This is a genomic window from Desulfonauticus submarinus, from assembly GCF_900104045.1.
GTDB lineage: Bacteria > Desulfobacterota > Desulfovibrionia > Desulfovibrionales > Desulfonatronovibrionaceae > Desulfonauticus > Desulfonauticus submarinus.
Genome location: NZ_FNIN01000001.1, coordinates 455,623 through 478,658 on the forward strand (window position 1 = coordinate 455,623; position 23,036 = coordinate 478,658).

The following is a 23,036-nucleotide window of genomic DNA, read 5'->3' on the forward strand; positions in this document are numbered from 1 at the left end:
TCTCCTAAAATGGCCAAATATTATCCAAAAGACGAGTTAACCATCCTGGTTTTTGTTTATCAGCTAATATTCCCTGACCATAAATCTCTATCTGAGCATTGGCCAAATAATTAGAAGAAATGCTATTATCAGGACCAATATCTCTACTTCTGGCCAAACCTCTCACCACAATAATTTGAGTTTCTCCATTCACCTGAATACGTCTTGCTCCTTCTATTTGTAAAACCCCATTAGGTAGTACTTTTACAACTCTTGCAGCAACTTTAGCTGTCACTTCTGCTTCTCTAGAAGTTTCCCCATCACCATTAAATTTACTTGTACTACTAGCAGAAATTAAAGGTGTACTGCCTACTGCCACTCTAGGTCCCATTGTAGGCCCTATCCCTACAGCAGAACCAAGAGGCACCAACCTCATATGTTGTTGCCCCAAAAAATTACTAACTCCTAAATTTATAGAAGAACTTTTTTGAGACTTTGTAGTTGCCTTATTTTTTGCACTCACACTTTCTACTATATTAACTACAACTATATCACCTATATGTTTGGCTCGATTATCAGCAAATAAAAAATGCGCACTCTCTTCCCTAAATAAACTACCAGGATTTTCATAAGTAGGTTCACTTTGAATATCTGGAAGAGGTGTTAAGGCAGGTACAGGAGTTGATTGTTTTTGACGAGGAGCACAACTAAAACATATTATTACCCCTAGTAATATTACAATCTCTGTAATACGCATATACTTTTTCTCCTTTTAAAATACTTGAACAATACCTGGTCCCTTTACTTTACCTTCTACAATTTTACCTGTTTCTAAATTTTTAACCTTAACCTCAGAACCCAAAATTCCATCTTGAAGAGCAACACCTATTCCTTGTAAACGAATATATTTTCCTCTAAACTCTAAATTTATCCTTTCTCCCTTACTTACCAAAGGTAGTAATTCTAATTTATTTAAAGTAATCACTTCTCCTATTCCCATACTTTTCTTAACCCGATAATTAAAATTCTTCCCAGACCAAACCTTACCAGAAATATACGCCAAATTTTTACGCTTATATGTAATCTTAGTTGGAGTTAAAGCTTCATGCCGCTGTATAGGCACTGCAATCACTGGCACTGCTTTCCAAACATCTACAAAAATATTTCCCATAAAAGTCTTTTTTACCACACCAAAAGTATCAATTATTTTTATCTTAAAACTATTTCTGCCTGGATGAAATTTTCGCCCTAATTCTATTTTTAATTTTTCTCCTCTATTTAAAAAAATGCCTTGACTAAAATTAAAATCGCGAAACGTTATATCCAGATGATTTGTATTTTGTTTAAAGAAACACTTAACCTTTTCTTCCAATTGGTTAGGAGAAAATACCTTTTCTGCTTTTTTTAAAACTATTTTATCTGGAATAATACAAGAATTTACACTTCTTCCAAGCACTTTTTTAAATAAACTATAAATATCTCTCCGCTCTATTACATACTTTTTATCATCTTTAACATACAAAATAAGTTTATCTTTTAAACTCATCCATTCCTGTGAACTCTTATTAAAGGAAACAACAAAATCTCTAAAATAAAAATTGCCATTTAGAGAACACACATATTTTTTTATTAAAAAGTATTGCTCATTATCTGCCATCAAAAATGCACTTTGCAAAACAAAAATACTTATTAAAAGCAATACTTTTTTCATTTTAATAACTACCTTTTCATATTCGTAGCAACTTGAAGCATTTGATCAGATGTGGTAATAGCTTTTGAATTTATTTCAAAAGCTCTTTGCCCTACAATCATATTTACCATTTCTTCCACCAATTCCACATTAGACATTTCTAAAAAACCCTGAGCAATTGTTCCTACATTATTTTCTCCTGGAGTACCTTCGGTTGGATCACCTGAAGCTTCTGTTGGTAAATATAAATTGCGACCAATACTTTTAAGACCACTAGGATTAATAAAAGTATAAAGTGGAATATCAGCAGCTGCTAATTCGTTGCCTTCCTTATCTAAGGCCGCAATATGTCCTGTTTCCGTAACAACTATATTTTGAGTTTCTGGTGGAACTGTAAATTCTGGCTGTAAAATATATCCATTTGCTGTAACAATCCTTCCTTCATTATCTAATTTAAATGCACCAGCTCTTGTATAAGCTGGCTTTCCATTAACCATTACTTGAAAAAATCCATCTCCCTCTATGGCTAGATCAAGAGGATTTCCTGTATTCTGATAATCTCCTTGAGAAAATAATTTGTGTACTGCAACTGGCCTTACACCTAAGCCAATTTGCATTCCAACAGGAATTCTTGTTCCTGCATTTTCAACACCAGCTATTTTTAAGTTTTGATACATTAAATCTTCAAACTCTGCTCTACTCTTTTTAAATCCAATTGTATTAACATTGGCTAAATTATGAGCAGTAACATCAATATTTAACTGTTGGGCAATCATTCCTGTTGCTGCTGTCCAAAGAGAACGCATCATTGTTCTACTCCTTAAATAATTTTAATTTATCTAATACTTCCTACTTGCAATATTACCTTATCATCCTGTTCTTTTGAAGACTGCATTGTTTTTTGCATAGCCTCAAAAGCACGTAAAGTTTCTATCATATTTACCATTTCTTCTACAACTTGCACATTAGAAGTTTCAAGATAACCCTGCTTTACAAAAACATCTTTAGATGGAATTTCCTGACCCTTATTTCGATCTAAAAGAAAAAGATTATTGCCAATTTTTTTCAACGCTTTAATATTAGAAACAGAAACAACAGCCAGTTTATCAACGATATCTCCATTTACAACAATCTCTCCGTTTTCATTTACAGTAATTACACCATTTTCAGGGATTTCAATAGGACCATTCTCTCCCAATACTAGATTTCCATGGGAAGTTACCAAATTTCCTGTTTTAGGATCTCTTTTAAAACTGCCATCTCTCGTATATCTAATTCCATCTGGTGTCTGAATCTTAAAAAACCCTTCTCCTTCTATGGCAAAATCTAAAGAATTTCCTGTAAGTTTTAATGTTCCTGGGCTTAAATCAACATATTCTCTGCTTAGACGAGTTTCTGACATCACTTTTGCTTCTGGCCATAAAATTCGTTTTTTAACGGTATCATTTGGATCTAAGTAATCTGAGGCAAACCTTGTAAATACGTCAACAAAAGCCAGTTTATCTTTTTTAAATCCCGTGGTATTCACATTTGCCAAATTATTGGCAATAGTATTTAGCCGAAACTCCTGGGTCAAAGCACCAAATAGAGCAGAATACATTGCTTTTTGCATTTTTTGCCTCCTCTAAAAGAAAGTTAGCAAATAGTAGACCAACTATTTAACAAAAATATAAAAAATATTTTCAAATTATGTATTTTTCCCTTGACAAGACTATAAAGATGAAGATTATAGAAATCTTGCCTGAGCGGGTGTAACTCAGTTGGTAGAGTACAAGCTTCCCAAGCTTGGAGTCGCGGGTTCGAATCCCGTCACCCGCTCCACTCCAGAGGAAATGCCGAGATGGAGTGGACCCCTTGGGTCCACTTTTTTTTTAGTGAGGAAGAAATGGATAAAAATTTACAACAATCTTTAGAAGACTTAATCAAAGAACAGTGTGCCCTGCACCAATTAGAGTATTGGGGGATAGAAATATCTTTTGGAAGGGGTAAAAAAGGTCTTTTAAGGATATATATAGACAAAGAAAATGGTATTACTATAGATGAATTAGCAAAATTTAGTCGAGAATTGGAAGTTGTTTTAGACATAGAAGATATAATTCCAGGTTCTTATAACCTAGAAGTATCTTCTCCTGGATTAAATAGAAAATTTTTTCATCCTAACCAACTTAAAAGATTTATAGGCCAAAGCATTAAGGTAAAATTAAAAGAACCAATAAATAAACAAAAAGTATTTAAAGGAAAATTGATAAAAGTAGAGCAAAATATTTTCTTTTTACAAACAGATAAGCAAGAAATAAAAATTGATTTTTTTGAAACAGAAAAAGTAAATTTAGAATATAAATTTTAGAAGAAGTGGAGAGAAAAATGAGTTTAGAATTAAAAAAAGTTATTGATCAAATTTCTAAAGATAAAGGTATTGATAGAGATTTATTAATTGATACTTTGGAAGAAGCAGTTAGGGTATCTGTTTACAAGAAGTATGGAGATGATATTGACGTTGAAGTCAGTTTTAATGAAGAAACCAATGAAATCGAAGTATATCAATTTAAAGTAGTTGTTGAAAATGTAGAAAATCCTAAAAATGAAATATCCCTTCAAGAAGCCAGAACACATGATGAAAACGTACAACTTGGAGATGAACTTGGTTTTAAACTAAGTATAGAAGACTTAGGCAGAATAGCAGCACAATCAGCCAAACAAATTATTATTCAAAAAATGCGCGATGCTGAACAAGAAATTATTTACGAAGAATACAAAGATAGAGTAGGAGAAATTATAAGTGGAATTATTCAACGTAGAGATAAAATGGGATGGATAATTAATTTAGGAAGAACAGAAGCTTTATTACCAAAAGATGAATTAATTCCTTCTGAGAGATATATAAGAGGAGATAGAATTCAAGCTTATATTATTGAAGTAAAAAAAGAAGGACGTGGACCTCAAATTATAGTATCTCGTTCTCACCCAGATTACCTTAAAGCTTTATTTCACAGAGAAGTTCCGGAGGTTGCAGACGGAACTGTAAAGATTATGGCTGTGGCTAGAGATCCTGGTAAAAGAGCTAAAGTTGCTGTGATGACTCAAGACTCTGATGTAGATCCAGTAGGAGCCTGTGTAGGTGTTAAAGGTTCTCGTATTCATAATATTGTTGCTGAGCTTAAAGGAGAAAAAATAGACATTGTTATCTGGAGCCCAGACATTGCTACTTATGCAGCTAATGCACTCTCTCCAGCCCGTATCTCCAAAATATTTGTAGATGAGGAAGAAAAAATTCTGGAAGTAATTGTGCCAGATGATCAACTTACTCCAGCTATAGGACAGAGAGGACAAAACGTAAAGTTAGCCTCTAAATTGCTAGGTTGGAAAATAGATGTTTATACAGAAACCCGTTATAATCAATTAAACGAAGATAAACGTATTTTAGAACAACTTGCAAGTGTAGCTGAAATTCCTATGCAAAACTTTTTAGATGCAGGCTTTGAAAGCCTTGAAGAAATAGAACAAGCAACAGAAGAGGAATTACTTTCTATAGAAGGGCTTTCTAAAGAAAAACTTAGTGATTTAAAAGCAGCAATTAATCTTTTAAAAACTAACAATTAAATGAAAAAAAGACATGTTCCTATAAGAATGTGTATAATTTGTAGAAAAAAAGCTCCTAAAAAGGAACTAATAAGGTTCGTGTGTATAATAGAAAATAATAAAAAAAAATTAATAGAAGATATTAAACAAACAAAACCAGGAAGAGGTTTTTACGTGTGCAGTCCAAAGTGTAAAGAAAAATTAAATACATTTAAGGGCTGGCTAAAGAAGTGTAAGGGGGTTAAGAACTAATGGCTAAAAAACGTGTTCGAGATTTGGCAAAAGAACTTGATGTATCTACAAAAGAAATTATTCAAATTTCAAGAGAATTAGGAATTCAAGTAAAAAGCCATATGAGTGGACTTACTGAAGAAGAAATTACAGCAATTACAGAAAAATTTAAAACCAAAAAGGAAAATAAAGAACAAATAGTAAAACGAAAAGCCCCTGATGGAGTTATTATAAGAAGAAGAAAGCAAACCAAATCACAAAAAAAAGAAACTACTAAAGAACCTACTCCAGATAAAGAAGAAAAAAAAATAGAATCTAAAAAAAGCCCAGAAAAAAAAGAAACTAGAGAAGTTAAGGCGAGAATTATTTCCACCCCAAAAGCCAGTCCTGTTAAAGAAAAATCTGTTGAAACAGAAAAAAAAGAAAAACAATTAGAAATAAAACCCAAAGATTCTCCCCAAAAAGAAGAAAAAAGGCCCAAGAAAGAAGAATCAAAACCTAAAGAAAAGAAAAAAATTAAAAAAAGAAAAAGATTTTCTGGAAAAAAAGAAGAAATAAAACCTAAAGTAAAAGTTATTGCACGACCAGAACCAAAACCTGAAGAACCTAAAAAAGAAGAATCACCTAAACAGAAGATAGAAAAATCAGTTGCTTCTACCACAAAGCCATCTACCCTAACACCCCCTAAAGAAACAAAAGAAGTAAAAGAAAAGAAAAAGACCAAAAAGAAAGGAAAAGCTGGGTGGACAGAAAAAGATATATTTGAGGAGAAGAAAAAGAAGAAAGGTAAGAAAATCCTAAAAGAAAAAAGTGCTAAACGCGTAGTAGATTTTTCTGATTTCTATGAAGAAGAAAAGGAAGAGGTCTTAGAACCTATTATAGAAGAAACCCCAAAACCAAAAGAAACAAGCAAAAAGAAAAAAACTAAAGGCAAAAAAACTGACAAAAAAGAAGACAAACCATCAGCTATTTCTACTCAACCAATTAAAAGTTCAAAGAAAAAAATTAAAATAGAAGAAGCTATAAGAGTAGCAGAACTAGCTCAAAAAATGGGAGTAAAGGCTCAAGATATTATAAAAATTCTCCTCTCTCTTGGAATTATGGCCACTATTAATCAATCTATTGATATAGATACTGCTTCATTAGTAGCAGCAGAATTTGGATTTGAAGTAGAAAAGAAAGGTTTCTCAGAAGAAGATTATTTACTTGCCAAACAAGAAGATAAACCCGAAGACCTTAAACCAAGACCACCTGTTGTGACTATTATGGGACATGTAGATCATGGAAAAACTTCTCTACTTGATGCTATCCGCAAATCTAATATTACCGCAAAAGAAGCAGGTGGAATTACCCAACATATTGGAGCTTATTATGTAAAAACTCCAAAAGGCGATTTGGTTTTCTTAGATACTCCAGGACATGAAGCATTTACAGCCATGCGCGCTAGAGGAGCTCAAGTAACAGACATTGTAATTTTAGTTGTAGCTGCAGATGATGGAGTAATGGATCAAACTAGAGAAGCAATAAATCACGCCAAAGCAGCCAATGTACCCATTGTAGTAGCAGTGAATAAAATAGACAAAGAAGGAGCTAATCCTGAAAGAGTAAAAAGAGAATTAGCAGAACTAGGACTTATCCCAGAAGATTGGGGCGGAGAAACCATTTTTACAGAAGTATCAGCTAAAAAAAGAATTGGTTTAGATGATTTATTAGAAATGGTTTTACTACAAGCTGAAGTTCTAGAATTAAAAGCAAATCCTAACAAACCTGCTAGAGGATATATTATTGAGGCCAAACTAGATAAAGGTCGAGGTCCTGTAGCAACAGTGTTAATAAAAGAAGGAACCTTACATCAAGGAGATGCCTTTGTCTGTGGGCTTAGATCAGGAAAAATAAGAGCCATATTAAATGATCAAGGCAAAAAACTTAAAAAAGCTGGTCCTTCTATGCCTGTAGAAATCCAAGGCATTGACGGAGTACCAAATGCAGGTGAAGAACTAATTGTAGTAGAAAATGAAAAAATTGCCAGAAAAATAGCAGAAAATCGTCAAACCAAACAAAGAGAAAAAGATTTAGCTAAAAAGAACAAAATTACTCTAGAAAGCTTCTTACAAGCTAAATTGGATGGAGAAGCTAAAAATCTAAATCTAGTTTTAAAAACAGATGTTCAAGGCTCTTTAGAAGCAGTAAAAGACGCGTTACTAAAACTCTCCTCAGATGAAGTAAAAATAAATATTGTTCACGGAGGAACTGGCGCTATCTCGGAAACAGACATTATGCTTGCTGCTGCATCTTCTGCTATTATTATTGGATTCAATATCAGACCTACTGCAAAAGTAAAAGAAGTAGCTGAAAAAGAGAACGTAGAAATACGATTTTATGATATCATTTATAATCTTGTAAACGACATAAAAGATGCTATGGCTGGCATGTTGGCCCCTGTAATCAAAGAAGAGTATCTTGGACAAGCAGAAGTATTACAAACATTTAATGTACCAAAAGTTGGTACTGTCGCTGGATGTATGGTAGTAGATGGAAAACTTATGCGTAATGCAAAAATAAGATTAATAAGAGATGGTGTTGTTATTTATACTGGAAAACTCAATTCTCTAAAAAGATTTAAAGATGATGTAAAAGAAGTTCAAAAAGGATATGAGTGTGGAGTTGGATTAGAAAATTACAATGATATTAAAGTGGGAGATATTATTGAAGCTTTTCAAGAAGTAGAAGAAAAAGCAAATATAGAATAATATCGAGCAATGCTAATAGGAGTTTTAAAAATAAAATTTAAGCTACATGCTGTTTTCTCTTTAAAAGAAAAGAGAAAAATTGCTCAAAGTTTAAAACAAAAAATAAAAAATAAATATAATATAGCAATAGCAGAGGTTAATCATCAAGATAGTCTAGATTTTTTAGAATTTGGTATTGTAACTATTAGCAATAAAATGAATCAAATAGAATCAATTTTAAAGAAAGTACAAAATTATATTGAAGCAATGAGTTCAGAAGAAATTATTGAAATACATACAGACTTTTTTGGATATTAAATATTATGAATCAAAAATCATTTAAAAAACTACGCTTAGCTGAAGAAATAAAAGAAAGTTTATCTAAAACTATAATAGAAGAAGCCAATGACGAATCCTTTATTGGTATAACGATTACAGGAGTGAAACTAAGTTCAGATTTAAGAAAAGCCATTATTTTATACACCTATTTTAAAGGAAAAAGCGAAACTATTAATCATAAATTAAATAAGGCTAAAGGATTCTTTCGTTCTTGTTTAGCCAAGAAAATAAGAACAAAATATATTCCAGAATTAGAATTTATCTGGGACGAATATCTGGAAACTATGTTCTATGAAAGATAAAAAAAAGATTATTCAAACTCTACAACAAGACAATAACTTTTTAGTTGTTTCTCATTTAAATCCAGATGGAGATGCCATAGGTTCTAGCGTCGCCTTAGGATTTATCTTAAAAAAACTAAATAAAAATTTTAGTTTATATAATGCATCTGGACTTCCAGAAAAATTTTCTTGGTTAAAATTACCTAAAAAATTCTGCAACACCCTTCCTCCACAAAAACCTAAATGGATTATTATTCTAGATTGTGGAGACAAAAATAGAATGGGAGATGAAATCTTACCTTGGTTAGAAACTTGTAAAACTATAAATATGGATCATCACTTACACAATCCTTTATTTGGGTCTTTAAATCTTGTAAATGAAAACGCTTCGTGTGTAGGAGAAATAATAGCAGATCTTTGTGTAGACTTAAACATAGAAATAACAGGAGCATTAGCAGAAGCAATTTATTTAGCTATTATAAGTGATACAGGATACTTCACTTACAGTAATACTACTAGCTATGCCCATTTTATAACTTCTAAAATGATTGAACAGGGTTTAAATGTAGGAAAAATTAACTCTATTCTAAGCCAAACATGGTCTCTTAATAAAATAAAATTAATGTCTTTAGTTTTAGAGACAACAGAATTATTCCAAAGTGGAGAAATAGCAGTAATACAAATTACACAAAGTATGTTTAAAAAAACAAATACAGGGCCTGAAGATTGTGAAGGATTCATTAATTATATAAGAAACATAAAAAAAGTAAAAGTTGCTGTTAGTCTAAGAGAAGAAAAAGACAACACTATAAAATTTAGTTTAAGATCATATGATAAGGTAAATGTGCAACAAATTGCCTCAAACTTAGGTGGTGGTGGGCACAAAAATGCAGCGGGTGGAATTTTAAAATGTTCTTTAAATGAAGCAAAAAAAATAATAATAAATGAGATAAGAAAAGTATTATGAAATTAAATGGTCTGCTTCTTTTAAATAAACCTAAAAATATTACTTCTACTGCATGTTTAAATAAAATTAAATATCACTTTAAAATAAAAAAAATAGGTCATGGAGGAACTCTAGACCCATTAGCAACAGGCTTACTCTTAGTTTTTATTGGGCAGGCAACAAAACTATCCCCTTTTCTAATGCACAATAAAAAAACTTATGAAGGTATATTAGAACTTGGAAAAACTTCTCCTAGTTATGATCTTGGAAGCGAGGTTTCTACATCTGGCTCTTGGGAAAATATAGATCCAAAACTTATCCATAAGGAAATAAAGGCATGGGAACTTTTAACATCCCAAGAAGTTCCTCCTGTTTCTGCTGCAAAATACAAAGGAAAACCTCTTTACTTTCATTTTAGAAAAGGCAAAGATGTGCCTGTGAAGCACAAAAAAATAAATATTTTTTATGCAGAGGTAATTAAAACAGAGCTCCCCTATGTGCATTTTAAGGTTAGCTGTAGTGCTGGCACTTATATTCGTTCCCTGGCCCACAGCCTGGGGAAACGATTAGGGTGCGGAGCTATTTTGGTGGAACTTAAAAGGACAGAATGTACGCCTTTTAAGTTAGAAAATGCTTACTCTCTAGCTAAAGTACTGGAAGGAGACTTAAATAAGTTTGTTCTAAGTATTCCAGAAGCCCTATTTGACTGGCCTCAAATAAAGGTCAACGATTACCTAGCAAGGCGTTTAAAAAATGGGGCTATATTAGATGCTAGAGAAGTAAGTTTACCTCCAAAACAAGGGCAACGGGCTTTATTTTTAACTACAAAAAATGAGCCTATTGCCATTATGGAGTGCATTGACGAGCTAAACCCAAAATGGAAAATACTTAGGGGACTCTGGAATTAAAATCATAAAAAGGAGGTTATTGCTGTGGTAATGACATCAGAGGAAAAGGCAAAAATTATTGAAGAGTTTAAAAGACATGATGGAGACACTGGTTCTCCTGAAGTGCAAATTGCTCTACTGACTGCTAGGATTAAGTATTTAACAGAACATTTTAAAGTACACAAAAAAGATGTCCATTCCAGAATGGGTCTTTTAAAACTAGTTGGTCGTAGAAGAGGCCTACTTACTTATTTAAAGAAAAAAGATATTGAACGTTATAGAGCAATTATCAAAAAATTAGGCCTAAGAAAATAAGTTTTAAACTAGTCTAGGCAGGCGGATAATTGGCCTGCCTAAACTAAAATAATTCAAATTCCCTTCCAACCATAATCAAAAAGAGAATTTTAGGAAAAAAGAGAGGAAAATAAATTTATGAGTACAGTTAAAGTAAGTGCTCCCTATGGAGAACAAGAAATAATTTTAGAATATGGACGATTAGCTTTACAAGCCAACGGTGCTATCTGGGCCCAATGGGGAGATACTGTGGTTTTAGTGACTGCTGTTGGACAAAAAATAGAACATCGTCCTGATTTTATGCCCCTTACTGTTAATTATCAAGAAATGTCCTATGCTGCAGGACGCATTCCTGGAGGATATTTTAGGCGTGAAATAGGAAGACCTAGTGAAAGAGAAACTTTGGTGTCTAGACTAATAGACAGGCCAATAAGACCTTTATTTCCCAAAGGGCTCACTCATGAGGTTCAAATAATAGCCACTGTTTTATCTGCTGACACAATACATGATCCAGATATTTTAGCAATGACTGGAGCTTCAGCAGCACTTACTATTTCTGAAATTCCCTTTTTAGGACCAATTGCAGGCATTAGAGTAGGATATATTAACGAAGAATTTATTTTAAATCCGAATGCAGAACAATTAAAACAAAGCACTCTTAATCTAGTAATGGCCTGCACTGATAAAGGTGTGGTAATGGTTGAGGGTGGAGCCAGTTTTGTTCCAGAAGAATTATTAGCTGAAGCTATTGAATGGGGACAAAAACAGGCCATTCCTATTTTAGAAGCTCAAAAAGAGCTTCAAGAAAAATGTGGACAACCCAAAATAGAGTTTAATCCTCCCGAAGTTCCTCAGGATTTCAAACAACAAGTAAAAGAGTTAGTTTACAATAAATTAGAACAGGCTTTAAATATCCCTGAAAAATTAAAACGAAAACAAGCTAAAAAAGAAGTAAAAGAGGAAATAAAAACTTCCTTAAGTGAAATTTTAACTGAATCTCCTGAATATGAAGCTTATCTTTCTGAAGTTTTAGAAGAATTAGAAAAAGAAATTGTTCGGAAAAAAATTGTTCAAACTCAAACAAGAATAGATGGACGAGACCTTACAACTGTCCGTCCTTTAAATATAGAAGTAGGTATACTCCCCAGAACTCACGGCTCTGCTATTTTTGCCAGAGGAGAAACAAAAGTTCTTAGCATAGCCACTTTAGGCAGCACATCAGATGAACAACGCGTTGAAACCTTAGCTGGTGACAGCAGTAAAAGATTTATGCTTCATTACAATTTTCCACCTTATTGTGTGGGAGAAGTAAAACCACTTAGGGGTCCTTCCAGAAGAGAAATTGGGCATGGAGCATTAGCAGAACGCGCCTTAACTCCTGTGCTTCCTTCAGAGGAAGAATTTCCTTTTACCTTAAGAATCGTTTCCGAAGTTATGGAAAGTAATGGCTCTTCCTCAATGGCCACTGTATGTGGAGGCTCTTTAGCTCTTATGGATGCAGGAGTACCAATAAAAGACCATGTTGCTGGCATTGCCATGGGTCTTATTAAAGAAAATGAAAATTACTATATTTTAACAGATATTTTAGGAGATGAGGATCATCTAGGAGATATGGACTTTAAAGTAGCTGGAACTATTACTGGTGTTACTGCCATTCAAATGGACTTAAAAATCACAGGAATTCCAAGTGAAATTATGAAAAAAGCCCTCCTCCAGGCCAGAGAGGCGCGTCTTCATATATTAGATACAATGAAAAAAGTTTTAGCCAAACCTAGAACAGAGGTATCTCCTTATGCTCCTAAAATGACCACAATAGAAGTAGCTCCTGATAGAATAAGAGATATTATAGGACCTATGGGTAAAACTATTAAAGCCATTACTGCTGCTACAAATGCTACTATAGACATTGAAGAAAGTGGCAAAATAACTATCTTTGCTCCTAATAAAGAAGCACTAGATAAAACAGTAGAGATGATTTTATATTTTAATCAAAAACCAGAATTAGGAAAAAATTATTCTGGGTTGGTAAAAAAAATCTTAGACTTTGGAGCAGTGGTAGAAATCTTACCTGGAGTAGATGGGCTTCTACATATATCTCAATTAGCAGATCATAAAGTAAGTAATGTTGAAGATATCCTAAAAGTAGGAGATACTGTCAAAGTAAAAGTTGTAGAAATAGACAGCACAGGAAAAATAAGGCTTAGCAAAATTGCAGTAGTAAGAGAAGAAAATGGAGAAAAGATAGATTTAAAAGATTATGCTCAACCAAAACCTAGACAACATTCAGGCAAAGGTCATCGTTCCTCTGGAGGAAAGCGCAATTTTAACCGAGGAAATCAACGCTAAGGAGGCTATTTATGCCTATATTTGAATTTAAATGCATGAAGTGTGGTCATATCCAAGAATTTATCTTAAAAAATAATGATGAAGCAATAGAGTTAAAATGCGAAAAATGCGGAGGAGAAGAACTTAGTAGAATTTTAAGTCAAGTCTCCTATACTGTCTCTTCTCCTTCAGGAAAAGCAACCTTAACTAGTAAACGTTGTGGATCTAATTCTTGTACTACTATGACCTTACCTGGCTCAGATTAAAAAAAATAAGGCAGGATAATTCCTGCCTTTTATTACTTATTATATTTTTTATGACATTCTCCACATAAAATAGGCCCTTTATGTTGTTTTAAATGACATCCTTTGCATAACTTATGATAAGCATCTTGCAGATTAAGGACCTTATCTTTTATTTTATGACAATCAACACATTTTTGATCTTCAGAAGATTCATCTTCTATAATCTTACCATCTCTATAAATATGATGACATAACACACAATTATCTTCTATACGAGCTAACTGATTATGTTTATCATGATAAAATTTTACTTGAGGACGTTTAGTTTTAACAAATTCATTTCCCAATAACAAATAATCTTGTTCTGTTTGCGCAAAAACAATAAATGAAAAATTACTTAAGAAAAAAAATAAAGCCAACCCAATTACAAAACATAACTTACTTCTATACCACTGCATTTGACTTCTCCATACATTCATAAATAATATCTCCCAAAAACTTCAACTGCATTTCCAATTTATAGTAGTGAATAATATCTTCTAATCCACCATGACAATTATGACACGGAGCAATTACTATTTTAACGCCTGTCGCCTTTAATTGTTCTGCTTTTATTTTATTACCTAATACTCTAGTAAGTTTAAAAGGTGGCCCACAATTTATAACTCCTCCTCCTGCACAGCAGCAATAATTATGTTCTCTATTAGGATACATTTCAACAAAATTAGAACAAAAAGCTTTAATAACTTCTCTTAACATTTCATGAAGTCCCATTCCCCGAACAATATTACAAGGATCATGTAAAGTAACAGGTTCTTCAAATTTTTTAGCAACTTTTAATTTACCTTCTTGAAGCAATTCCCAATAAAATTGTACTGCGTGAATAATAGGAATAGGCATATCTCTCCATCCTAACCATCTATTTCCTGTATCATAAATAGAACGATATGCATGTCCACATTCACCCATTACTATTTTTTTAACCTTCAAACGCATTGCTGTTTCAAAATGAAGCCTTTTTAATCTTCCCATTAACTCATAATCTCCCACATACATAGCCATATCACTATTATCCCAACCAGGAGTTGCAGGCATAGTCCAACTTACTCCTGCTTCATTCATAATCACAGCTGCTTGATATATTAGTTGAGTCCTAAACTTTGGTTCAGGTCCTATAACTGAATACATTATATCTGCACCTTCTTTTTCCAAAGGAATCCGTAAATTTGGAATCTCATCTCTTGCTTCATCTTCTTGCCATTGAATACTATCAATCCATTCATCATCTTTTACCCACATTTGGTTCATGGTAGCAGAATGACTATGAGCAGTATCCTGAATATATTGAGGTGTAACTCCTAATTTATGGCAAATACGTCGGACAATACTCAACAAATAAGCCATATCAATACCAAAAGGACAATATAAAGAACATCTTTTACATAAATTACACTCCGTATAGGCAATTACTGCAGAACGCAAAATAAAGCCTGGACTAACTTTCCCTTCTCTTTTTACCATCTCCCATATAGTTTGTTTAACTTTGCCCACAGGAGAATACTTTGGGTCTCTATCATGAGATAAAAAAAAGTGACAGGCATCTGCACATAAACCGCAATGAACACAAGTGTCTAAATAGGCTCTAAGCCTAGCACCTGTCTCTTTAGAAATAATTTCTTTTATTGTTTGCTGAATTTTATCCTCTGTTAAATTCTTAACTCCCTCTACCAAACCTATATCTTCTGGGAAATATGCCATAATTTAACCTCTTCTAATTTTTTTACCAATCTTTTGCATGTCTAACTCCCCCAAACTCAGAACCAGTATAAGCTCGTACTAGAGGGGCAAAAATCATATGCACTAAACGTGTAAAAGGAATAACTATCAATAAAATCTCTCCAAACAATATATGAAGAATAAGCATTAAAGAATAATTGAACCATTGATGATAAGCTAAAAAACCAAACAAAAAAGGTAAAAATACTAATAAAATAAGAACATAATCTGTAAAAGAAGTTACAAACCTAACCTCTCGTACAAATATTTTTCTTAAAACAAAAAAGATACAACTAAATAAGACAAATACAGTTAATATGTCTGCGACCCAATTAGGAATAGTAATAAAATAAACATTAAAATATTCTTTTAATAAGATATTATGAGCAGATAAAAAAATAGGGGTAATAATAACTCCGATATGAAAACAAAACGAGATAAAGGTCATAATCCAATGTCTTCTCATATTTGTTGTTCCAAAAGGAATAGACCAGTGTAGTATTGATCTTAAAGCAAACTTAAGGTTAAAATATCTTAAAACAACTTCATCTCTACTTTTAGCTAAAAAAGTAATACTTGCTAGTCTATAAAGAGACCCACCTAAAAAAATACCCCACGTAATCCATGCACCTGGTCCTAATAAAAAAGTATATACATTATGCATCAACATCCTCCAAAAGCATCTAAACTAATCACACGTCTATAATATGTATCTCCTTTTATACCTCGAATGAGAATCTTTTTACTATCTGGGCTAAATATGGGTTGGGCTAAAACATCGAAACTATCTTTATATTCAATACCATTGACCACAATAGTGTATTGATTATTTTTTTCAGCCTTTATAGCCACATGTTCAGAATTAGAACTAAATACAGGTCTCCAAAGCATAGAGTAACTATTGGGCCATACTTTATCATCTATTACTAAATGCCATGTTTTTTTATTCTTCCCGATTGCAGCTACTCTCTCTCCATTTGGACTAAAAACTAAATCAGTAATCAAAGAACAAAAATGCGTATTCCAAATTCTACCATCTACCACTATAGTCCACATTCCAAATTGCGAAGCGCAAATAGCTGCAATATGTTTACCATTGGCACTAAACTGTTGATTCCAAAGTTGTACAAATTTATTAGGCCAAAGCAGATTTCCATCTATTGCCATACCCCATTTACCATTTATTCTAACAGGCGCTATTACTGAATTATTTAAAGGATTAAAACAAGGCTCCCAAACACAGGAAAAGGTTTTATCCCAACACTTACCATCTACAGCTACACTATATTCATATAAAGATAACCTGACTTGGGCAGCTACTTTATCACCACGTTTGTTAAACACAGGTGTCCAAACGTTTACAAAACTAGTTGGCCACTTTATCCCGTCTATTGCTACGCTATAACATCCTTGCTGAAATTTAAAAATATCTCCTTGTCCAAAAGACTTGATTTGAACTACAGCCGCTGTTTTTTTTCCATTGCAACTTAATATAAACTGATTAGCATTTTCATAAAAATTAGACCAAACTTTATCATTTAAGGCCATTGCATACTGCATATCCTTTTGCACAGCTACAGCAATACTTTTATCTTCCTCACTAAATAAAAGATTCCAAACAAAATCAAATTTATTAGACCATAATTCACCATCTACACATACAGTGTGAGAATCATCGTCTACTACTAAGCCCACTAACGTATTCCACGGCGAATAACGTAAATACCAAATTCGGGAGAAATTAGAATCCCATAATTTACCATTCTCCCAAACGCTAAAGTTACCTTCTCCTTTATTTACAATAACTCCAATTTTTTTGCCATTATTACTAAACTGAAACTCTTCTATCCAAGAAAACTGCTGTAAGGCACTTAAAGAAAATGATTCTTCTCCTATATCCCAATCCTGTTGCTCCATATTCTCTCCTTTATTCTTGCCCAATAGTAATTAATTTAAATCTTAAATCTTCCCACCAGTTGTTTTAATTTTTTAGAAAGTAAAGTAAGCTGTTTTGCACTTTCTCTTAATTGTTCACTACTAGTAGTCATTTCATTAGAAACCACAGTAACCTCTTCAATCTCCTTTCCTACTTCTTTTGCGTTCTCTCCAACCCTTGCCAAATTCTCATTACTTTCACCTACAGCAGAAGATACCTGACCTACATTTTCTGCAATCTCTCTTGTGGTTACTGATTGTTCTTCTATTGCCGCAGCAACTGTAGTAACTATTTGATCCATTTCTTGGATAATCTTAGTAATCTCTGTAATTTCTGAAACAGTTAGACCTGTAGCATCTTGAATGCCTTTTATTTTATTTTTTATTTCTTCAGTAGCTTGAGCTGTTTGCTGCGCAAGTTCTTTAATTTCATTGGCAACTACAGCAAACCCTTTGCCAGCCTCTCCAGCTCTAGCAGCCTCAATAGTAGCATTTAAAGCCAATAAATTAGTTTGAGATGATATTGCATTAATTGTTTCGGTCACAGTAGTAATTTCTGTAGCAGCTTTTCCTAATTCATTTACTTTTTCACTTACAATATGGGCTTTCCCAACTGCAGAAGAGGTAATACTCTTTGCTTTTTCTGTATTAGAAGCTATCTCACTAATAGTAGCACTCATCTCCTCAGCAGCAGAAGCAATCGTATTGGCATTGATTGAAAGTTCTTCCATAGCACTAGAAACCGAAGTAATATTTTCTACAATCTCTTGGGTAGAATCAGATACTACCCTTGCCTTTTCTTCCATTTGCTCTGCCCTAGAGGCAGTGCTATCTGCTATTGTATTTAACTCATCTGAAGAAGAGGTTACCTTTTCTGTACTAGAAATAACCTCTTTTAATACATCCCTTGTATTTTTAGCCATTGTATTTAAAGAATCTACCAATGTTCCTATTGCATCATCTGCTTGATAAGAAAAAGAAACTCTATAATCACCCTGAGCCATTTTTTTACTTACTTCTGCTATATTAAATAATTGTTTTGAAATAAAACGAACAATAAGAACAGCTATTAAAATTCCTATAATACCTATAATACCACCACCAACAATATCCTGAATTAAAATTTCTTTATCAATATCTCTTGTCATCTCTTTATAATTTAAACCAAAGCCTATATACCAATCCCAAGGAGCAAAGTAACGAATATAACTAACTTTCTTTTCTCCGTTAAATACATATTCTACAAAACTTTTGTCTGTTGCTTGTTTAAATTTTTCTCCTATTCCGCCACTAAGATTAAAAATATTCTTATTTAAAATTGCAGCATTTGGATGATAAACAAACCTACCCTTTGAATTATAAACAAAGAAATATCCACTACCTCCTAACTTAGTTTCTGCTAAAAGATCCTTAAATTCTTTAGATAAAATTTTAACTCCTACAAAAATAACAGCAATAATATTATTTTTTATATCTTTCATTGGTTTATATGCACTAAGATACCATTCACCACCAACAATATCTTTTCCATAATATACTTTTCCTTGCATAACTGTCTTATATATCACACTATTACTAGAAATATATTCTCCTATATCTCTTGTCCCATCTTTTTTAATAACGTTTGTGGAAATTTTAACTAATTTACCAGGTATAACTTGAAAAATAGTTGCTGTTAAATCTATCCTTTTTTTTAATCTATCTAAAAGTTCATAGTCTTTGTATACAACTTTACCACCTAAAACCAAAGAAGGAACACTTACCTCTTGTTTATTATTAGATTTATCTATCAGAGTTAAATTAATTTTATTATTCTTATCTAAATAAAAAGTACCAACTTCATCTAATTTTGCTTCTAGTAATTTTAAATCTCCTCTCAGCTTTTTCATTAAAACTCTATTGTTTATTCTAACAAAATTATACACAGAAGAAGTTAATTCTTCTACAGATTGCTTTCCTAAATAAACAATTCCTTTTCTAGCTTTATAGACAGATAAAAAAGTCAGAAGGAAAACAATTAATGCTAAAGATAGTCCTATGCCTAAATACAATTTTGTAGTAAACTTCATTTTATTTAACATTGTCTCCCCCTTTTTTTGACTTTAAAAAACTATCCACTTCTTCCAAAAAAGCAGAAAGTAAATTTTTTTCTCCTTTTATCTTTTTTTTAATTTTTCCTTTAACAAAAATTACCCCACAATCTCTTCCCCCAGCCAGACCAATATCTGCGTCTTTTGCCTCTCCAGGACCATTTACTACACATCCCATTACAGCTACACTAAACACATCTTGAATATCTTTTAAAGCATCTTCTACTTTGTTTGCTAAAGCTATTAAATCTATTTCTGTTCTTCCACACGTAGGACAAGAAATTATTTCTGGCCCCCTCTGCCTTAATTCTAAAGAACGCAATATTTCCCACGCAACTTGTACTTCTTTAACTGGATCATCAGTAAGAGAAACTCTCAAAGTATCTCCAAGACCATTAAACAATAATATACCTAATCCTACAGAAGATTTTACAGTACCTCTCATAAAAGTGCCAGCCTCTGTAATACCTATGTGTAAAGGATAATACACTTTTTTAGCTAATAACTGATATGCCTTAATAGTTTTTAACACAGAAGAACATTTTAAGGAAATTTTAATATCAAAAAAATCTCGTTGTTCTAACATTCTTACATGTTTTAAAGCACTTTCTACCATAGCTTCTGGAGTTACTCCATTATATTTTAATAAAAGATCTTTTTCTAAAGAACCCCCATTTACTCCTATTCTTATAGGAACATTGTACTCTAATGCCTCTCTTACCACTAAATCAACTTTATCTTCAGAACCTATATTACCAGGATTTATTCTAAGACCATCTACACCTTCTTTTATAGAGATTAAAGCTAATCTATAATCAAAGTGAATATCAGCAACTAATGGGATATTTATTTTATTTTTTATTTTAGAAATTGATTTTGCCGCTTGTTCATCTAAAACAGCAACCCTAACTATTTCACACCCAACATTTTCTAATCTTTTAATTTGCTCAACTGTAGAGTTTACATCTCTAGTATCAGTATTAGTCATAGATTGTATTCTAATAGGGTTGTTTCCACCAATTCCAACATTTCCAATAAAAATTTCCTTTGTTTTATGGCGCATTATCTACTTAAAACCTCTTCTATTTTTTGAATAACATACTTACTAGAAATTTTTTTCATACAGTCATGATGACCATAAGGACATTTTTTATGTCCATGCAAACCACAAGGACGACAATCTAAATCTACCTCTATAATTTCTCCATTTTTATATGGATAAAATCCTAATTTTTTTACTGTAGGGCCAAAAATTGCTATTACATATGTATTTAAAGAAACTGCCATATGGACAGGAGCAGAATCATTGGAAATAAGTAATTTTGCTCCTTTAATTAAAGCAAAGCTTTCCCTTAACGTAGTTTTTCCTGCTAAATTTAAAACTTTTGCATAATTTTGTTTTATTTGTTCACAGACATTATTTTCTTGTTCACTTCCAAGTAATACAACAAAATAATTTTTTTCTACTAAATATTTAACTACTTCTTTAAAACCTTTAACGGTCCAGCACTTTGTAGGCCACTTACTCCCAGGAGCAATTGCTATGTATTTTTTAAATTTTAAATTTAAATTAGAAATAATTTTTTCTTCTTCTCGTTTAACATAAAGAGATGGTATTTTACAGATATTTTGGGTATCAAAATCAGGTAAACAACTTAACAATTTAAGATTACGCTCTATTTCATGCCCTCCAGAAAATTCATGTTTTTGAACACAGGTATATAAAAAAGAAAACCCAGCTTTATCAAATCCAACTCTTACAGGTATTTTAGCTAAAAATAAACTTAAAGAAGCTCTATGGGAACGATGAGGAGAAATAGCTAAATTAAATTTCTTTTTTTTTAAGTTCAAAATAAGATTAAAAAAACTAGAAGTTTTTTTATCAAAACAAATAAGTTCATCCACATATGGATTGTGTTTAAAAACCTCTTTGCCAAAAGATTTACATACTAAAGAAATTTTAGATTGAGGATAATTTTTTTTTAAAGATTGAATTAAGGGAGTGGTTAAAATAAGATCACCTAAAAATGCAGTTTGCCATACCAATATCTTCAATTATCCACTCCCTAAAAATTTTCTTAATTAAGTACATCAGACATAGAATACAATTTACCGGGTTTTTGATGTGCTAACCACTTTGCAGCCCTTAAAGCCCCTTGAGCAAAAGTTTCTCTAGAATGAGCTCTATGAGTAATCTCTATTCTTTCTCCTGGGCCTAAAAAATACACAGTATGATCTCCAACAACATCTCCACCTCGTAGGGTTTGCACGCCAATCTCTTCTGAGCTACGTTCTCCTATAATTCCATGCCTGCAAAATTTACCTACTTTATCCAAATCAACACCCCTTGCTTCTGCTAAACATTGAGCTAATTTTAAAGCTGTACCAGAAGGAGCATCTTTTTTAAATTTATGATGTATCTCACTTATTTCTAAGTCGTATTTTTCACCCAATATTTTTACTAATTGAGGTAAAATCTTTAAAAGCACATTTATTCCCACACTCATATTAGGAGCCCAAAGCAAAGAAATATCTTTAGAATTTTCTTTTAAATAAGAAAGTTCTTCTGAGCTAAATCCTGTAGTACCTATAACAGCTTTTCCTCCAACCTCTTTACAACATTTTACTGTATCTAAACTAACTTTAGGAACTGTAAAATCAATAACAACAGCACTAGGATATTTTAAAAGAGCATCTTGTAAATTTGTAGAAACAAAAGTAGAATATACTTCTAACCCATCAGTATTTCCTTCTCTCTCTATAACAGCACATAATGCATAATCTGGATCATTATCTGCTAATCTTGCTATAGTTGACCCCATTCTACCTTTTGCACCTAAAACAATAATTTCTGTTGCCATATTAATTCCCCTTTTTAGATTTTTACTTTATCTGCATTTAAAAATTCTAAATAACTTCCACCCATTTGTAAGGCAAGACAATTTCTTTTAGTAGCTAAATTTAAAATATCTTCGGATAAATTAAAAGTTGCAATTACAGGTACAATTTTTTTATCCTTATATTCAGGATACCAGTCATAAAAATTATTTAATGCATCTAAAAAATGTTCTACATATTTGCTTCTGTTGTAATCACTTTTTACATCTACAACAAATACTTTTCCATCTGCAACAGCAATTACATCATCTTCTCTACGCTTTCCATTTTTTCGCTTAACCCGTCTAACAGACATATCTTGTATATCCAAATTAAAATATCTTTTCAAAACATCTGGCAAACCTGGGGCAATAATATCTTCTGCTAATGTCCCCATCTTATTAGCCAACTCTCCCCACTTTCTATTTAATTCTGCTTTCATTTCTTCTACGGCATCTATTCTTTTTTGAGTATATGTTTTAAAATCACTCATTTCATCTTTAAAATCTTTCATTTCATTCTTAAAATCCAACATCTCATCCTTGAAACCTTTCATTTCGTCTTTAAAGTCTTTCATCTCATCTTTGAAATCCTTCATCTCATCTTTGAAGTCCTTCATCTCATCCTTGAAGTCTTTCATCTCGTCTTTAAAACTTTTCATTTCTTTACTAAGGCGATTAATCTGAATTTCAGCTTTTTGATAAAGCCATAAAGAACGCAAGAGCATTTCTTCTAACTCAGAAAGTTTCTTTTTATTTTTTCTAATTTCTTCCCATTGTTCTTGGTTTTCTTGTTCTATTTCTTCTAAAATTTGAGCTAAACTCATTTTTATT

General features: G+C 32.3%; 24 protein-coding genes and 1 tRNA gene. 12 read left to right on the forward strand and 13 right to left on the reverse strand.

The window, feature by feature from the left end:
* Positions 1 to 4: 4 nt before the first annotated feature.
* The 4 genes from BLP60_RS02225 to flgF are packed head-to-tail and all read right to left on the reverse strand — an operon-like array spanning position 5 to position 3,281.
* Positions 5 to 736, reverse strand: a complete 732-nt coding sequence (locus BLP60_RS02225; RefSeq protein ID WP_092062717.1) for a flagellar basal body L-ring protein FlgH — start codon at positions 734 to 736, stop codon at positions 5 to 7.
* 15 nt (positions 737 to 751) lie between these two features.
* Positions 752 to 1,690, reverse strand: coding sequence for a flagellar basal body P-ring formation chaperone FlgA (gene flgA, locus BLP60_RS02230; RefSeq protein ID WP_092062720.1), 939 nt, complete (start codon positions 1,688 to 1,690; stop codon positions 752 to 754).
* An 8-nt stretch (positions 1,691 to 1,698) separates the two neighbouring features.
* Positions 1,699 to 2,478: a flagellar basal-body rod protein FlgG gene (flgG, locus tag BLP60_RS02235; RefSeq protein ID WP_092062723.1), complete on the reverse strand. Its 780-nt coding sequence runs from the start codon at positions 2,476 to 2,478 to the stop codon at positions 1,699 to 1,701.
* Between the two features lie 26 nt (positions 2,479 to 2,504).
* Complete coding sequence (gene flgF, locus BLP60_RS02240) at positions 2,505 to 3,281, reverse strand: flagellar basal-body rod protein FlgF (RefSeq protein ID WP_092062727.1); 777 nt, start codon at positions 3,279 to 3,281, stop codon at positions 2,505 to 2,507.
* Between the two features lie 133 nt (positions 3,282 to 3,414).
* Here flgF and BLP60_RS02245 point away from each other — a divergent pair.
* From BLP60_RS02245 to BLP60_RS02300, 12 genes are all read left to right on the forward strand, one after another.
* Positions 3,415 to 3,490: transfer RNA gene (locus BLP60_RS02245), tRNA-Gly, on the forward strand.
* A gap of 64 nt (positions 3,491 to 3,554) precedes the next feature.
* On the forward strand, positions 3,555 to 4,016 hold the full coding sequence (gene rimP, locus BLP60_RS02250) for a ribosome maturation factor RimP (protein WP_159427673.1): 462 nt from the start codon (positions 3,555 to 3,557) through the stop codon (positions 4,014 to 4,016).
* A gap of 17 nt (positions 4,017 to 4,033) precedes the next feature.
* Positions 4,034 to 5,269, forward strand: coding sequence for a transcription termination factor NusA (gene nusA / locus BLP60_RS02255; protein ID WP_092062733.1), 1,236 nt, complete (start codon positions 4,034 to 4,036; stop codon positions 5,267 to 5,269).
* Between the two features lie 27 nt (positions 5,270 to 5,296).
* Entirely contained in the window at positions 5,297 to 5,500 is a 204-nt protein-coding gene (locus BLP60_RS02260; protein ID WP_234970931.1) for a YlxR family protein, read from the forward strand.
* Positions 5,500 to 8,229 carry a translation initiation factor IF-2 gene (gene infB / locus BLP60_RS02265; protein WP_092062739.1) on the forward strand — a complete coding sequence of 910 codons (2,730 nt, stop codon included), beginning with the start codon at positions 5,500 to 5,502 and terminating at the stop codon, positions 8,227 to 8,229. Before BLP60_RS02260 ends, infB begins: the two co-directional genes overlap by 1 nt.
* A gap of 9 nt (positions 8,230 to 8,238) precedes the next feature.
* Positions 8,239 to 8,526, forward strand: a complete 288-nt coding sequence (locus BLP60_RS02270; protein ID WP_092062742.1) for a DUF503 domain-containing protein — start codon at positions 8,239 to 8,241, stop codon at positions 8,524 to 8,526.
* A gap of 5 nt (positions 8,527 to 8,531) precedes the next feature.
* Positions 8,532 to 8,849, forward strand: a complete 318-nt coding sequence (gene rbfA, locus BLP60_RS02275) for a 30S ribosome-binding factor RbfA (protein WP_092062745.1) — start codon at positions 8,532 to 8,534, stop codon at positions 8,847 to 8,849.
* A complete protein-coding gene (locus BLP60_RS02280; RefSeq protein ID WP_092062748.1) occupies positions 8,839 to 9,795 on the forward strand; it encodes a DHH family phosphoesterase in 957 nt (318 codons plus the stop codon). The genes rbfA and BLP60_RS02280 overlap by 11 nt, the downstream gene beginning before the upstream one ends.
* Positions 9,792 to 10,682 carry a tRNA pseudouridine(55) synthase TruB gene (gene truB, locus BLP60_RS02285; RefSeq protein WP_092062751.1) on the forward strand — a complete coding sequence of 297 codons (891 nt, stop codon included), beginning with the start codon at positions 9,792 to 9,794 and terminating at the stop codon, positions 10,680 to 10,682. Before BLP60_RS02280 ends, truB begins: the two co-directional genes overlap by 4 nt.
* 24 nt (positions 10,683 to 10,706) lie before the next feature.
* The gene (gene rpsO / locus BLP60_RS02290; RefSeq protein ID WP_092062754.1) at positions 10,707 to 10,976 is read left to right on the forward strand and encodes a 30S ribosomal protein S15; all 270 of its coding nucleotides are present in this window, start codon (positions 10,707 to 10,709) and stop codon (positions 10,974 to 10,976) included.
* A 117-nt stretch (positions 10,977 to 11,093) separates the two neighbouring features.
* The gene (gene pnp, locus BLP60_RS02295; protein WP_092062758.1) at positions 11,094 to 13,301 is read left to right on the forward strand and encodes a polyribonucleotide nucleotidyltransferase; all 2,208 of its coding nucleotides are present in this window, start codon (positions 11,094 to 11,096) and stop codon (positions 13,299 to 13,301) included.
* 11 nt (positions 13,302 to 13,312) lie between these two features.
* Complete coding sequence (locus tag BLP60_RS02300; RefSeq protein ID WP_092062761.1) at positions 13,313 to 13,546, forward strand: FmdB family zinc ribbon protein; 234 nt, start codon at positions 13,313 to 13,315, stop codon at positions 13,544 to 13,546.
* Between the two features lie 32 nt (positions 13,547 to 13,578).
* On the opposite strand, the gene tmcA is transcribed toward BLP60_RS02300, so the two are convergent.
* The 9 genes from tmcA to BLP60_RS02345 are packed head-to-tail and all read right to left on the reverse strand — an operon-like array spanning position 13,579 to position 23,029.
* Complete coding sequence (tmcA, locus tag BLP60_RS02305; RefSeq protein WP_092062764.1) at positions 13,579 to 13,983, reverse strand: acidic tetraheme cytochrome c3 TmcA; 405 nt, start codon at positions 13,981 to 13,983, stop codon at positions 13,579 to 13,581.
* Positions 13,970 to 15,283 carry an electron transfer complex ferredoxin TmcB gene (tmcB, locus tag BLP60_RS02310; protein ID WP_092062767.1) on the reverse strand — a complete coding sequence of 438 codons (1,314 nt, stop codon included), beginning with the start codon at positions 15,281 to 15,283 and terminating at the stop codon, positions 13,970 to 13,972. Before tmcB ends, tmcA begins: the two co-directional genes overlap by 14 nt.
* A gap of 22 nt (positions 15,284 to 15,305) precedes the next feature.
* Complete coding sequence (gene tmcC / locus BLP60_RS02315; protein ID WP_092062770.1) at positions 15,306 to 15,965, reverse strand: TmcC family electron transfer complex membrane anchor subunit; 660 nt, start codon at positions 15,963 to 15,965, stop codon at positions 15,306 to 15,308.
* Positions 15,965 to 17,218, reverse strand: coding sequence for an electron transfer complex subunit TmcD (tmcD, locus tag BLP60_RS02320; protein ID WP_092062773.1), 1,254 nt, complete (start codon positions 17,216 to 17,218; stop codon positions 15,965 to 15,967). The genes tmcC and tmcD overlap by 1 nt, the downstream gene beginning before the upstream one ends.
* A gap of 35 nt (positions 17,219 to 17,253) precedes the next feature.
* A complete protein-coding gene (locus BLP60_RS02325; RefSeq protein WP_092062776.1) occupies positions 17,254 to 19,317 on the reverse strand; it encodes a methyl-accepting chemotaxis protein in 2,064 nt (687 codons plus the stop codon).
* Complete coding sequence (gene ispG / locus BLP60_RS02330) at positions 19,307 to 20,389, reverse strand: flavodoxin-dependent (E)-4-hydroxy-3-methylbut-2-enyl-diphosphate synthase (protein WP_092062779.1); 1,083 nt, start codon at positions 20,387 to 20,389, stop codon at positions 19,307 to 19,309. Before ispG ends, BLP60_RS02325 begins: the two co-directional genes overlap by 11 nt.
* Complete coding sequence (waaF, locus tag BLP60_RS02335; protein WP_092062782.1) at positions 20,389 to 21,381, reverse strand: lipopolysaccharide heptosyltransferase II; 993 nt, start codon at positions 21,379 to 21,381, stop codon at positions 20,389 to 20,391. Before waaF ends, ispG begins: the two co-directional genes overlap by 1 nt.
* A 23-nt stretch (positions 21,382 to 21,404) precedes the next feature.
* The gene (dapB, locus tag BLP60_RS02340; protein ID WP_092062785.1) at positions 21,405 to 22,187 is read right to left on the reverse strand and encodes a 4-hydroxy-tetrahydrodipicolinate reductase; all 783 of its coding nucleotides are present in this window, start codon (positions 22,185 to 22,187) and stop codon (positions 21,405 to 21,407) included.
* A gap of 14 nt (positions 22,188 to 22,201) precedes the next feature.
* Positions 22,202 to 23,029, reverse strand: a complete 828-nt coding sequence (locus BLP60_RS02345) for a coiled-coil domain-containing protein (protein ID WP_092062787.1) — start codon at positions 23,027 to 23,029, stop codon at positions 22,202 to 22,204.
* Between the last annotated feature and the right edge of the window lie 7 nt (positions 23,030 to 23,036).

Excerpts from the sequence above, each read along its gene's own strand:
- ispG (WP_092062779.1), bottom strand. The coding sequence starts at position 20,389 with ATGCGCCATAAAACAAAGGAAATTTTTATTGGAAATGTTGGAATTGGT.
- tmcA (WP_092062764.1), bottom strand. The coding sequence starts at position 13,983 with ATGCAGTGGTATAGAAGTAAGTTATGTTTTGTAATTGGGTTGGCTTTA.
- BLP60_RS02300 (WP_092062761.1), top strand. The coding sequence starts at position 13,313 with ATGCCTATATTTGAATTTAAATGCATGAAGTGTGGTCATATCCAAGAA.
- flgG (WP_092062723.1), bottom strand. The coding sequence starts at position 2,478 with ATGATGCGTTCTCTTTGGACAGCAGCAACAGGAATGATTGCCCAACAG.
- nusA (WP_092062733.1), top strand. The coding sequence starts at position 4,034 with ATGAGTTTAGAATTAAAAAAAGTTATTGATCAAATTTCTAAAGATAAA.
- BLP60_RS02260 (WP_234970931.1), top strand. The coding sequence starts at position 5,297 with ATGTGTATAATTTGTAGAAAAAAAGCTCCTAAAAAGGAACTAATAAGG.
- tmcB (WP_092062767.1), bottom strand. The coding sequence starts at position 15,283 with ATGGCATATTTCCCAGAAGATATAGGTTTGGTAGAGGGAGTTAAGAAT.
- flgA (WP_092062720.1), bottom strand. The coding sequence starts at position 1,690 with ATGAAAAAAGTATTGCTTTTAATAAGTATTTTTGTTTTGCAAAGTGCA.
- rimP (WP_159427673.1), top strand. The coding sequence starts at position 3,555 with ATGGATAAAAATTTACAACAATCTTTAGAAGACTTAATCAAAGAACAG.
- BLP60_RS02325 (WP_092062776.1), bottom strand. The coding sequence starts at position 19,317 with ATGTTAAATAAAATGAAGTTTACTACAAAATTGTATTTAGGCATAGGA.
- infB (WP_092062739.1), top strand. The coding sequence starts at position 5,500 with ATGGCTAAAAAACGTGTTCGAGATTTGGCAAAAGAACTTGATGTATCT.
- BLP60_RS02345 (WP_092062787.1), bottom strand. The coding sequence starts at position 23,029 with ATGAGTTTAGCTCAAATTTTAGAAGAAATAGAACAAGAAAACCAAGAA.
- BLP60_RS02225 (WP_092062717.1), bottom strand. The coding sequence starts at position 736 with ATGCGTATTACAGAGATTGTAATATTACTAGGGGTAATAATATGTTTT.
- BLP60_RS02280 (WP_092062748.1), top strand. The coding sequence starts at position 8,839 with ATGAAAGATAAAAAAAAGATTATTCAAACTCTACAACAAGACAATAAC.
- tmcC (WP_092062770.1), bottom strand. The coding sequence starts at position 15,965 with ATGCATAATGTATATACTTTTTTATTAGGACCAGGTGCATGGATTACG.
- pnp (WP_092062758.1), top strand. The coding sequence starts at position 11,094 with ATGAGTACAGTTAAAGTAAGTGCTCCCTATGGAGAACAAGAAATAATT.
- flgF (WP_092062727.1), bottom strand. The coding sequence starts at position 3,281 with ATGCAAAAAGCAATGTATTCTGCTCTATTTGGTGCTTTGACCCAGGAG.
- tmcD (WP_092062773.1), bottom strand. The coding sequence starts at position 17,218 with ATGGAGCAACAGGATTGGGATATAGGAGAAGAATCATTTTCTTTAAGT.
- rbfA (WP_092062745.1), top strand. The coding sequence starts at position 8,532 with ATGAATCAAAAATCATTTAAAAAACTACGCTTAGCTGAAGAAATAAAA.
- dapB (WP_092062785.1), bottom strand. The coding sequence starts at position 22,187 with ATGGCAACAGAAATTATTGTTTTAGGTGCAAAAGGTAGAATGGGGTCA.
- BLP60_RS02270 (WP_092062742.1), top strand. The coding sequence starts at position 8,239 with ATGCTAATAGGAGTTTTAAAAATAAAATTTAAGCTACATGCTGTTTTC.
- truB (WP_092062751.1), top strand. The coding sequence starts at position 9,792 with ATGAAATTAAATGGTCTGCTTCTTTTAAATAAACCTAAAAATATTACT.